The organism is Waddlia chondrophila WSU 86-1044, from assembly GCF_000092785.1.
In the GTDB taxonomy this organism is placed as follows: domain Bacteria; phylum Chlamydiota; class Chlamydiia; order Chlamydiales; family Waddliaceae; genus Waddlia; species Waddlia chondrophila.
On sequence record NC_014225.1, the window covers coordinates 1,163,699 to 1,176,055 of the forward strand.

The 12,357-nt window shown below is 41.5% G+C and carries 11 protein-coding genes; 6 read left to right on the forward strand and 5 right to left on the reverse strand.

Translation table 11 applies throughout. From position 1 onward, the window contains the following. Window positions 1-7: 7 nt before the first annotated feature. The 3 genes from WCW_RS05235 (at window position 8) to WCW_RS05245 (ending at window position 2,925) form a co-directional block, all read left to right on the forward strand. Entirely contained in the window at window positions 8-1,654 is a 1,647-nt protein-coding gene (locus tag WCW_RS05235; protein ID WP_013182152.1) for a diphosphate--fructose-6-phosphate 1-phosphotransferase, read from the forward strand. A 67-nt stretch (window positions 1,655-1,721) separates the two neighbouring features. Beyond that, window positions 1,722-2,327 (forward strand): hypothetical protein, encoded by a 606-nt coding sequence (locus WCW_RS05240; protein ID WP_013182153.1) that lies wholly within the window; start codon window positions 1,722-1,724, stop codon window positions 2,325-2,327. A 13-nt stretch (window positions 2,328-2,340) separates the two neighbouring features. Next, the gene (locus WCW_RS05245; RefSeq protein WP_013182154.1) at window positions 2,341-2,925 is read left to right on the forward strand and encodes a hypothetical protein; all 585 of its coding nucleotides are present in this window, start codon (window positions 2,341-2,343) and stop codon (window positions 2,923-2,925) included. Here the strand turns inward: WCW_RS05245 and ribH are convergent. From ribH to WCW_RS05265, 4 genes are all read right to left on the reverse strand, one after another. After that, window positions 2,922-3,419, reverse strand: a complete 498-nt coding sequence (gene ribH, locus WCW_RS05250; protein ID WP_013182155.1) for a 6,7-dimethyl-8-ribityllumazine synthase — start codon at window positions 3,417-3,419, stop codon at window positions 2,922-2,924. The two genes, WCW_RS05245 and ribH, sit on opposite strands and share 4 nt — an antisense overlap. Before the next feature lie 2 nt (window positions 3,420-3,421). Continuing rightward, window positions 3,422-4,621 (reverse strand): bifunctional 3,4-dihydroxy-2-butanone-4-phosphate synthase/GTP cyclohydrolase II, encoded by a 1,200-nt coding sequence (locus tag WCW_RS05255; protein ID WP_013182156.1) that lies wholly within the window; start codon window positions 4,619-4,621, stop codon window positions 3,422-3,424. Further along, window positions 4,618-7,167, reverse strand: a complete 2,550-nt coding sequence (locus WCW_RS05260) for an AsmA family protein (RefSeq protein WP_013182157.1) — start codon at window positions 7,165-7,167, stop codon at window positions 4,618-4,620. The genes WCW_RS05255 and WCW_RS05260 overlap by 4 nt, the downstream gene beginning before the upstream one ends. A gap of 61 nt (window positions 7,168-7,228) precedes the next feature. Continuing rightward, on the reverse strand, window positions 7,229-8,473 hold the full coding sequence (locus WCW_RS05265; protein ID WP_013182158.1) for a YihY/virulence factor BrkB family protein: 1,245 nt from the start codon (window positions 8,471-8,473) through the stop codon (window positions 7,229-7,231). 87 nt (window positions 8,474-8,560) lie between these two features. Between WCW_RS05265 and WCW_RS05270 the strand changes: the two genes are divergently transcribed. From WCW_RS05270 to WCW_RS05280, 3 genes are all read left to right on the forward strand, one after another. Next, window positions 8,561-8,902 (forward strand): BRO family protein, encoded by a 342-nt coding sequence (locus tag WCW_RS05270; protein ID WP_013182159.1) that lies wholly within the window; start codon window positions 8,561-8,563, stop codon window positions 8,900-8,902. A gap of 167 nt (window positions 8,903-9,069) precedes the next feature. Further along, window positions 9,070-9,708, forward strand: a complete 639-nt coding sequence (locus WCW_RS05275; RefSeq protein WP_013182160.1) for a hypothetical protein — start codon at window positions 9,070-9,072, stop codon at window positions 9,706-9,708. A gap of 27 nt (window positions 9,709-9,735) precedes the next feature. Then, window positions 9,736-10,977 (forward strand): competence protein CoiA family protein, encoded by a 1,242-nt coding sequence (locus WCW_RS05280; RefSeq protein ID WP_013182161.1) that lies wholly within the window; start codon window positions 9,736-9,738, stop codon window positions 10,975-10,977. On the opposite strand, the gene WCW_RS05285 is transcribed toward WCW_RS05280, so the two are convergent. Continuing rightward, a complete protein-coding gene (locus WCW_RS05285; protein WP_013181323.1) occupies window positions 10,961-12,136 on the reverse strand; it encodes an ISAs1 family transposase in 1,176 nt (391 codons plus the stop codon). The two genes, WCW_RS05280 and WCW_RS05285, sit on opposite strands and share 17 nt — an antisense overlap. Window positions 12,137-12,357 lie beyond the last annotated feature (221 nt).

A 12,357-nucleotide genomic window follows, 5' to 3' on the forward strand; every position in this document is an offset into this window, starting at 1 on the left:
TGACGACATGAAAGAGCACACCGCCCTGGAAGAAAAGCGCCTTGAATACATTCCAAAATTACCTGCTATTCTGCACGATCTTCGAAAATTAAAAACAGTCAATCTTAAAAACAGTCCGGGAAAAGCGTCTGAAATCTCAGATTTCTTTCCTCTAACAATCGGACAAACGGCTTTAACTTTTACAATTGATCAAGATCATGAAAAGACTCCGCTTAAAGTCGGTGTAGTTTTATCTGGAGGACAAGCAGCAGGAGGGCATAATGTCATCACAGGCCTCTTTGACGCCCTAAAAGAGCTCCATTCAAAAAGTCAACTCTTCGGTTTTCTCAATGGCCCAAGCGGCATTGTCAATAACCAAACAATCGAGCTGACCGAAGAAATTTTGCACTCTTATCGCAATCAGGGAGGATTTGATCTGATAGGCGCCGGCCGCACGAAAATTGAAACCAACGAACAATTTCAGGGAACACTGCATACTGTTAAGGCGCTCGATCTCGATGGAATCGTGATTATCGGAGGAGACGATTCGAATACAAATGCAGCCTTGCTAGCGGAATTTTTCATGAAAGAGGGGGTAAGAACCCGTGTCATCGGCGTGCCGAAAACAATAGACGGCGACCTAAAAAACGCCTATATAGATCTCTCATTCGGCTTTGACACAGCAGTCAAGACATATTCTGGGATTATCGGCAATATCGCAAGAGACAGCCTTTCTGCTAAAAAATACTACTTTTTTATTAAGTTGATGGGACGATCCGCTTCTCATATCGCATTGGAGTGCGCTCTGCAAACCCATGCAAACTACACGTTGATTGGTGAAGAGATCAACGAAGAAAAAGCAACATTTCAACAAATCACAAACCGGCTCTCAGATGTGATTTGCAGGCGCGCAGAGCTAAGCAAACACTACGGAGTAATTCTGATCCCCGAAGGGCTTATCGAATTCATTCCCGAGTTCAGAACGCTAATCGCTGAACTCAATGAAATAAAGATCGATAGTGAGCTCTCCAAAGATGAAAGAATCCAACTTGCCATGCGCAGTATCAGCTCCGAATCTTTGGAATGCTACAAATCGCTGCCTCGGTTGATTCAGGAACAGCTGATGCTTGATCGCGATCCGCACGGAAATGTGCAAGTTTCAAAAATTGAAACAGAGCGGCTATTCATCGAGGCAGTTAAACAAGAGCTCAAAAGGCGGAAAGAAAAAGGGGAATATACCGGCTCTTTTAATGCTCAGCCGCATTTTTGCGGATACGAAGGACGTTCCTGCCTTCCATCCAACTTCGACAGCCAGTATTGTTACGCATTGGGGCATGTCGCAGCACTGCTAATCGATGCAAATGCTACAGGATATATGAGTTGCGTAAAAAATTTATCCCGCCCTATAGAAGAATGGCAGATTTGTGGAATCCCGCTTACCTCGATGATTCATAAGGAAATGCGTAAAGGGAAGCTGAAGCCTGTGATTGCAAAAGCGTTAGTCGATTTACAAGGAGCTCCTTTTCAATATTTTAAGGAGAAACGTTTGCAATGGGAGGATGAAGATGACTACCGCTACCCTGGACCCGTGCAGTTTTTCGGACCGTCAGAAATCACAGATGCGGTGACGCTAACCCTTGAACTTTCTCAAAACACCGAAGCAATTCTAAATTAATCTTGCGTCATTAGGACTTAAAAGCCTATAAAAAGAATAAGTAAACAATATCAAGAAGGTTTCAATAGTGATTAAATATGCAGCGCTTTTCGTCATTGTGGCTTTGATCGTTCTTTCTGTATTCACTTTTCAATTTTCGAAAGACTCCTATAAAATTCTTCCGCTTGAGAATAGCGATCCGGCAAAAGTGGATTTAGAAAAATATAATTTTCAGAACTGGAAAGAGTATCATTCTCCTACGGAAAAATTCAAAGTCATGCTGCCCACTATTCCTCAACAAGCAACAGAAAACATCAAAGATCCTAAAACAGGAGAAAACAAAAATTACGATATGTACGTCTCTGAGAGACTGGACGGTACCATTTTTATGATTAGCTTGATCACCTTTGAAAAAATGCCGAATCATCGAGAAGCTGAACGTTTACTTGGAATCATGATGGACGATATGCTGCGGTCAAATCCAAGCAACAAATTGGATTTTAAATCGTTTGGGATTTATCACGAAAACCCTGCGCTGGATTTTGCAATTTCTAATGACAATGTCAATATCAACGCCAAAACTTTCATGATTGGAAAAACAATGTATGTATTGACACGTGTTTCTCCCTCAGAACAAGCAGATCCAAGCGAATTTAACTTTTTCGTTAATTCATTTGAACTCTCTAAACAATAAGGCGATTTAACAAATGAGAAAAATTTTATCCTTTTTCTTATCAATTCAGCTCTTGTGCGCTTCGCAGATTTTTGCGCAAATGACGGATAATAGCAAATTTTATCCAAATCCCGGAATTGTTGCTCAGCGTGGAGGATCTTGGGTTGGAAGCGATCATTTGTATAATTTGACCAGCAATATCGATATATTAGTAGAAATCTTTAAACCCAAAAATATCGATATACCAATTTCAGAAGAGATCATACGTTCGAAGGTTGCCGATATTTTCACAAAAGGAGGGATTACCCCGACTGCTGAGGAAGTTCCTGGAGAACCGCCACTTCCTTTTTTTCATCTATTAATCATGATCTATCCAATAGAGAAGGGCTACGTTGCTTATTGCGAAGGGCGTCTTTTTGAGAAAGTGAGTTTAGAGCGTATCAAGCTTGATGACCAGACTGTCTTGCAAGGAGTCACTTGGGAAAGCCAAAATCTGATCGTTTCACCTAGTGATCAGATTGCAGAACAGATCATTAAAAGCGTTAACGAAATTGCGGAAACATTTGTTGAGCGTTACCGGTTCTACGACGAGATCAGAAGGAAGATCCAAAAGAATTAGGAAGAAGAAACCGCATACTGCTTTACAGGGGCTTTGAGTTCTCGCATGACATTGGCCATTTCGATGGCCGCCTGCGCAGCTTCAAACCCTTTATTTCCCATTTTTGTGCCGGCGCGTTCAAGTGCTTGTTCGATTGTTTCTGTTGTTAAAATTCCGAAAATCACAGGAACACCTGTTATCTGAGAAACATTTGCGACGCCTGAGGCTGTTTGAGCGGCAACATAATCAAAATGGGCAGTCGATCCTTTAATGATCGTTCCAAGAGTAATGATCGCATCGTACTGGCCGCTTTCAGCCAGTTTTTTCGCCGCAACAGGAATCTCAAAAGAGCCTGGTACCCAAACGGCTGTAGATAGCGCTACATCAGCTCCATGACGCTTCAATGCTTCGACAGCTCCGTCGAAAAGCTTGCGGGTGATCATTTCATTAAAATGTGCTGCAACAATTCCAAATCTCAATCCTTGTGCTTGAAATGATCCAATGATTTCTTTCATTACTAAACCTCCAGTAAATGGCCAAGCTTTTCTTTCTTTGTCGTTAAATAACGCCTATTTTCATCATTGCAAACAGCTTGCAAAGGAACGCGCTCAACAATTTTCAAATCGTAGCCTTCCAACCCTCCATATTTGGATGGATTATTTGTCATTAAGCGGATTGTTGTCAGCCCTAAATCGGACAGCATCTGCGCTCCAACTCCGTATTCGCGCGAATCTATCGGAAAACCAAGTTCCAAATTTGCTTCGACAGTATCCCTGCCTTGATCTTGAAGAGCATATGCGCGCAATTTATGCCCAAGGCCAATGCCTCGTCCCTCATGCCCACGCAAATAGATCAAAACTCCTAATCCTTCTGCATCGATCTGCTGTAAGCTTAGATCAAGCTGGTTTCCGCAATCACACCGTTTGGATCCAAAAATATCGCCTGTCAGGCACTCGGAATGGACACGGACTAACACACTGTCTTTTCCCTTAACGTCTCCTTTGACCAAAGCCAGGTGCTCAATGTTGTCTAGCAAAGATTTATACACAAATGCCGTAAAACTTCCAAAGCGGGTAGGCATCCGCGCTTCAGAAATACACTCCACCAATTTTTCCTTTTCACGACGATATCTCACAATATCTGAAATGGAAATTAAAGGGAGATCATGCTCTTTGGCAAAAAACTGCAATTGATCGTCTTTCGCCATTGAACCATCCTGGTTCACAATTTCGGAGATCACACCTGCAGGCTGCAATCCTGTCAAAATTGCCAAGTCAACAGCAGCTTCTGTATGACCTGCCCTTTTTAAAACACCCCCTTCGCGATATCTGAGAGGAAACACATGACCGGGGCGACGAAAATCCTCCGGACATGAATCGGGATTGACCAAAGCTCGTATCGTTTTTGCACGATCTTCGGCAGACACCCCCGTTGTCGTTCCCTGGCAATAATCTACCGGAATTGTGAAAGCTGTTTGATAAATCTCTGTGTTTTCCGGAACCATTTGGGGCAAACAGAGTTGTTTCAGCCTTTCTTCCTTCAAGGAAACACAAATGATTCCACTTGTATAACGTACCATAAAAGCAATTGCTTCCGGCGTCACTTTTTCAGCAGCAATGATTAGATCGCCTTCATTTTCTCGATCAAAGTCATCTTGAACAATGACAAAGCCTCCCTTCCGATAAACCTCAAAAGCTTTATCTAATCTTGAATTCATCGAAAGATCCCTTTGAAGAATTTCGTTGCCTGGTTTTTGATCTCATTGACAGGGCTACTGCTAGATTTCTTCTGAGGCATCTCCACGGTCAAATCTCCCCAGGGTAAAGGATTTGTTGTCGGAGGAGGGATTTTTGGTTCTTTACCATTTGCAAGGTCGAGAACGGTTCCTAAGACAAATCCTTCCGGCCCTCCACTACTCTGTGCGACCAAAGCTCCAATTCTGCTCATCACTTTAGCCGAATTAATCTTTGTATTTGAGCTGCTGCCTTTAATCGGGATCTGAAGCATATATCCTTTTGGCAAACCTGTAACTCCCAGAGATTGCGCTAAAGCCACAGGAGAAATGCCTAAAACCATGTCCACTTTATCATTGGGAAGATGAATTTGTCCCCACGCTGCAATTGGATAACGATTCATCACAAGCATATCCATCCGGTAAATGCGTAGCAGCCCGGCATCCATTTCCAAGTACATTGGCGTCGCCCAAACTTCCACTTGATCGATACTGTCTGCTTTTAAAACATCCAACAAACGATGCACGTCGCCCCTATTGCGAAAAGTCATCTTTCCCAAATCCAGAACAGCGCGTTTGAAGTGCATTTCAGAGAAATTCATCGAAAGAGGCATGGAGAAGCGATCCGGGTCGATTGTTAAGTTGATAGAGCTTTCAGCAGAGATCAATTCTCCAAAAACCGGCGCAAAGTCGCTTAGCACATCCTTTCCAAGTTCTTGGGTCGCATGGGTTGAAAGACGAAGAGGCGAATTTAGCGTCACAACACCTTTTGTCAACTGCCCATCCAATTCCAACCTTCCATTTGCACCATCAACCTCTGCTTTAACAGGGCCTGTAAGGCCTCTCATGTCAGCTTTTAGGTTAAGATCAAGCACAGGGCCAAATACAGGCTCCCACTCTTTTCTTCCTGTAATCAACGATAAAAGGGGAGCTGGAACACGCTTCCCTTCGAGAGTCGTCTTCAGCGCTTCCTTTCCAAGATCTACAAAAAGACTGCCTTCGATCAAACCATTTGCATAGCTGCCTGCGAAAGCGCTTTTCCCTGTAAAATTAGCCTCAATGCTTTTTTTTGCTGGATCCAATTTCCACTTGATTTTTAGAGATTCTAAAGAACTCTTCTGTTTTTGGAAAAGGATCGCATCGCTGTATATGCTGCCTGAAATGAGCTGTCGTTGAGTCTCAAGCTCTAGTGGCTGGTCGATTTTCAACACAACATTCGGTACATTGATCTTTTCTGATTGCAATAACATTTTCATTGTCTGCAGATCGCTGTCGCTGGATTGCACTTGTAGGGAAATGGCATTTCCAAATATTTGCTGCCAATGATTGCCTGTTCCAAAGTAGGCGTCCAAAGTCTTTGTTTTGAGATTATTCAGAGTAAAAGAGAGTTCTTTTGGTTGAACAATTGTTGCTAAGAGCAGCTCTTCAGTTAGCGGTTTTTGATGAAGGGACTTCATAACAAAGGGAAACAGTTTATTTTCCTGTTTTAAGCTGCCTGAAACGCTAACATCAAATGAAGAGTGTCCTTTCAGCGCGGATGCTAGCAGCTGAATATTCTCAACCGCTCCCATTTGCCATTCAGCCTGGGGAATTTTTACAGATAATTCAAAAGAGGCATTGCGTGCTGCATCTCGGCTCAGCCCGTTCCTGAAAAAGTCAAAAGGAATATCAACATCTTTCAGTTCGATGTCAACATTGATCGGTTTAACCAGTTGAGAGCTGCTGCCTTTCATCAGTTGCTCCATGATAGCGGGAGTGATGACAAGGTGAGTATTAACAGGGGAGGATAGAGTAAACCTTTCCGAAGTCAGTTTCCCATTTAGCACAATGTTAAACAAATCTGCTTGTAGATGAACGGAAAGATCGGATGTTCCTGATTCGGAAGTTTCATTTATTTTGACGTTTAATGTATCTCCAAGAAGAGCGCTCATCATGCCATAGCGTTCAGGATCATTCGCAGCAGCCAAAACGTCGAGGATTTCAACAGGAAAATCGATGACATTTGCTTTAACAGTGTTTCCGCTGCTTGAAACGTCGCAATTTAAGGAAAACGAACCCTGTTTCCCTTGATGAGCAGTATTTCCTGATGCTGTCAGCTTAAGGTCGGAAGGCGAACCACTAAAGAAAAAATCGGAGTCGAAGAGTTTGACGGGATGAGAGCTTTTGACCCGCAAGGGTAAACCGAAGGATTTCATCAATGAGTCGCTTAACTCTGCATTGAGTTCCTTAATTTGCGTATCGCCAAGCGAAGAGCGCTGAAACATCAATGAGAACAAAGAAGTGTCTGAAGAGATAGAGCGAAGCGAAGCCACAACAGACTCATCCGAGCCTAAAAGGCGGACATTTTCAAGTATTTGCGGACCGAACCAAGACAAGTTGATCGCCTCGACTTGCACAGATCCTTTGATGCTTCGATTGACCGAACTTAACAATTTTTCTTTTACCCAGTTCGTGGATAAAATCGAAGGGAGAAAAAAGACAATCATAACGATGCTTGCCACAAGTAGCGCGCAAGCTTTTTTAATAGACATCAGCGCCTCCGTTATCAGTCAATATTTTACCATAACATGGCACTTGATTTGTACTTGTTTTTTATGTTGCCAAATCTTCAACCAGTGCGTTAGCCGGGGATTCTGATTTGGCCGTACTAAACACTCGCATTGCTGTTTGTACGGAAATCACGTCATTGGCTGCATTGACATCAACCATTTTCCGATCATTTTGATCGATTGCCTGATGGATGGAGTGCAAGGAAATCATTTTCGTATCCATGCCTGGTTGAAAAACGCGTCCTGTTTTATCGGAGCGCACCTCTCTGATGATGCCTGCGTTTGCCAAATCAGTGAGAATGGACTCAGTGATTGAGCCGGATACTCCCAGTTCTTCTGAAAGAATGCTTTCCGAACGAGGTTCTTGGCCTTCTCTGAAGCGTTCGATCATTCTAAGAGTCAGCAAAACAGCAAGGTGGTTTCTATTTAGACGGATTGTTTGCGCATTTCGACTGAGGGAGGGTGCTAAGTGTTCCAGATGATAGGCTACCTGTGCTCCCATCAGGACAGTTACCCAGCTAATTTGAAGCCAAAGGAGAAAAATCGGCAGAGCTGCAAAGCTTCCATAAATTGCACTGTATTGCGATACGCCGATTTGAAAAATGATCATGACCTGTTGGATTAAATAATAAGCTGAGCCTGCTAAAATTCCTGCAATTAGCCCATATTTCCATTCGACTTTTTTATTTGGCATAAAGATAAACAGAGCTGCGAAAAGCAGCCAGATCATGACAAGAGCCAATCCTTTATAAAACATGAAAAAGTAGGGGGATGCTTTCTGCAAGAGTTCGCTTTCCAATGCTGCTTGATGAAGGACCGTTGTGACATAAACCATGGAACTGCTTGCGACAGCAAAAATAAACGGAAAGAAGATCATCATGACAAAATAATCGGTCAGCATGCGAACAGGACGTCTTGTTTTTTTCACTTTCCATATAACGTTCATTGACGTTTCAATAGTCCAAAACAAGCTCATCACGAACAGAAATAGAAAGATGACGCCAACGCCTGTAATGAAACTTCCTTCAACCTGTTCTAGAAGAGAGCGGGCGAATTCGAGTACCAGCTTAAGTACCTGTTCATGCTCTGAAAACCGTTGGTGCAGTTCATCTTCGAGGGTTTGTTCGAAACCGAACCCTTTAGCAACACCAAAGGCCACTGCCAAAAACGGAACGATTGACAATAGCGTATAAAAAGTTAAGGATGAGGCGTGTAAAAAGCATTGATCTTTGAAAAACCCTGAAATGGATAGCTTAGCAACATTAAATATATATTTTAAGAAACGCATATTTCAATCATATACAATCTTCTTTCTAGATGTAAATCTATTTTTATATTATTTAAATTGTCTACACGCTCTTAGGATTGGGTTGCAATGGAAACAACATCGATTATTTTTTTTGAGGGTCAGGAGATCCGCAAGACATTTTTCAGAGGCGAGTGGTGGTATGTCGTTCGCGATGTTGTGCAGGTGATTTCTTCATCAGCGGACGTTAAGGATTACATAAAAAAGATGCGCAAACGGGACCGAGAACTTCGGGAGAGGTGGCATGATCTTGTGGTTGTTCTGCCGATAGATACCAATGGCGGGAGGCAGAGGTTAAACTGTTCTAATCTTGAGGGGTTATTTCGCATCATTGAGGCGATTCCTGTTTCTAAAACTCAATCTTTCAAGCAGTGGTTGATTTCATCAGCACCTAGATCCATGTCGGTTTAGACTTTCCAAGGTTGGAGAGCACAAGGAGATCCACAAGATATTTATTAGTATCTTTTCTCTGGGTAAATTGAAAATCTTAACTCAAATGAGACTTTTTATCTTTTCAAAAACCTGAACTCAATGGTAACGTAACATTAAAAAGAAATCACGTAACCTTAGGTTTTGATATGATAAAAATATCTAATGCAGACAAACAAGCCCGATACCGTAAAAAGGAGCATCTTAAACGCCTTGCCAATAATTTTTTTCGCGATTGGCAGCTTAAACCTTGGGAAGGAAATTCATCATCTCCTAAGGACGTCCAGCGTTTGCTAGACAAGGCGATAGAGCTTCCTTCAGGTTGGACGGACAAAGATTATGAAAAGTCAGTGCAGGCCCTTGAAGCTCTTAAAGCAGAACTTTGGTGTGCTTCGAATAAACTTAAAAATGACGTTGATGCAGGTTGGAGCTCACTTGATTTTATGAATTCATCAGATCCAAGAAAATTTATTAGGGATAATAAGGAAGCTATAGAAAGAGCGCGAAACTTAGCATCACACTTAATCTCAGCATTGGAACTTTCAAACTGTAACAACACAGACCAAGCAGCAGCATTAATGGAAGTTGTGCGTTATGTGGGCAGATCTTTAGCAAGCTCCAATGATGTACGTCGATCACAAGCCACGGCTATTTGTTTGGTAAGTATTGGATCCCAATATAAAAGACCTGACTGGTTTGCTGAAGAACTAGCAAATATTATCAAATGTCATGTGGATTCGGATGTTGCCCACCAGGTAGGAATATTATTAATTACATCACAAGCCTAAAGTTTACAAAGAGGATAAATAATCAATATGAAATCAATAAAAATGCCTTTTGGACTTAACAGTGATGGCAACCTAGTCCATATTTCAGAAGTTGTGAACGGAAAAAAATGTGATTGCATTTGTCCGTCCTGTAAAGCTCCCTTGACTGCTGCTAAAGGAAATATTAAACAGCACCACTTCAAACATGCAATCGATAGTGGATGCGAAAGTGGTCTTGAAAGCTCAATTCATCTAGCAGCAAAAGAGATAATCAAAGAGAAAAAGACAATAAAACTTCCTGAAAATGTCCTTGTTTTGGAGAAGAAAGATTCAAAAGGATTACCTCATCATGAAAGTACAATTATTGTAGAGGCCGGATTGCTAATTAAGTTTGACTTCGTTGAGGAGGAGAAAATCATAGATGGAATGATAGTTGATCTTCTTGCTAAAAAACAAGAAAAACAGCTAATTATTGAAATTTATTTTCGTCATAATGTGGATGATGAAAAAATCCAAAAAATAAAAAACTCCAACATTTCAGCTATCGAATTAGACTTATCCAACTTATCTCCCGAAGACCTAATAGATCGGAATACATTCTGGAATTATATTAATAACCCAGAGCGTGCCCAGTGGTTGTATAATAGCACTCATCAAGATGAATATCTCAAACTACAAAAAAATCTGGATCAAAAAATCGAAAAGAAGGAACAAGAATATATTAAAGAACGAGAGAAAGAAATGAAAAGACTAACACGGTCTATAGAGGAAGTTAAGAGGATTAAAGAAGATTCAAGCTTAATTATAAATCTGGATGAATTTAAAAATAATTTTAATCTCTACAGTAGGAATATTCCGAAATTTCTTAACTTGAATATTTTACCAGACCTATTAAATTTGAGTGAATTGCCTGATTTCATTAATTTAAAAGTGCAAGATGGTGATTGGATTTATGGATCTGAAGGATGTGTTTGGCAATTGATTGTTTATTCTATGTTATATCCACGAGTGGGAGAAATTATGACCATAAAATTTACTGACAAATGGCTTAAAAAAATACTTGTCAGTAAGGTTCACAATCCTGTTAAAAATATCAGCATACTTAGAGAAAGGTTCCCAGAAATTGTCTCGTCTAATCTTCCAGGAGATATTCCAAATACTTGGAAAACTCTTCGGACATATTTTAATTATCTTTGCAAATTGGGGATGTTATCGAACATGGGCCATAATTGTTTTTTTGTTGAAAAAAACAACTCCTGTAAGCAGGGCGATTTCATGAAAAAGATTTGACACCCAGCACTTTTAGCAAGTACTCATCATCCCAACCTGCCATCTGACGTTTAATCTCAATCCCACATTTAGCAGTCTTTTCCTGCTTAAGAAGATTCAGCGATAATCTCCTTATCATCGACATGTTTTCAGCTATATTTCCTGCATTTGCGTTCTGTTCATCCTCCCTAAAAGCTACGTCTAAAATCCAGTGGACACAATTCTCTATGCCCCAGTGCCCTCGTATTATATTGGCGACCCTTAATGCATCTGCCGACAAACTTGATATGTAATATCTCCTTTCAGTCGAAGTCGATCGCCCAGGTATTATGCGTTCACTCTTCACCATGATCAAGGATTTTAGGTTTTTCCACTCTTCTTTTTGCTGCAACCAGTCAATGTCTTCTGTAATGTATATCTCACGCATTTCTATCCGCCCGTGTGCACAGTGTTTTGACCCTACAGCGTTACATAAAACACCTTCAAAATCAATTTGCTCCGCTTGGACGAAGTAGTTTTCCACCTCATCTGAAAGATGGCCTTGATTGCCCTTTAGAGCCAAAACATAATCTCCACTTTTGTCTACAATTTTTTCCGCGATTGCTGTTTGGCAGCCCATCGCATCAATCGTAATCGTGGCTCCCGCAACATCGATCATATCCAACAACTTCGGGATGGCCGTTATTTCATTGGATTTTCCATCTACTTTTAGCTGCCCCAAGGTTAGGTTGTGTGTCGCAGCCCAGGCGCTTACAATGTGAACAAATGAATGAGGTTCGCCTTTTTTCGCAGTTCCCCTCTGGGCTTTACCATCAATGCTTACATTGTGGCCATCAGGCGTGTTTGCGCCGATTTTCGATCGTACCCATTGCACGAAGCATTGTTCCAAGGCAACAGGGGATAATAGGACAAAGATAGTCCAAAAGGTAGTGTAGGATGGGACGTCATCCTCAAGTGCAAGGGTGCTCGTTAGCCAGCGGCGCTTGCGCTGCGCATACATCGCCACAGCCTTGAGATCATTGGCTCCACTTATCACTGCGCAAATCGTGATAAACAGAATGTCTATTAATCGATACCTTATGCTACCTTGTCGTCTGTAATCGTCGAGGCAGCCAAAGTGTTCTTCAAGTGATTTTCTAAAAGCGTTGCTGGTGTCTTGATCAAGATCTTCTTCAGTCATATCCATCTCCTTGGTGGGGTTGACTAAAGAGTCTAATACTAAAGAATTTAGTGTATCAAGTATTTTTCATGAAATTGCCCTGCTCCTGTAAGTGATTCAACCCTGTAACCAGAAGCGTATCTATCGAAATAGTGAGACCTGTGATTGTGACCTAATCTCGTTTATCAAGTGATTTTAGTGATTCAGATGTGCATTTACGTCCCAAAAGAGTAGAGATATGA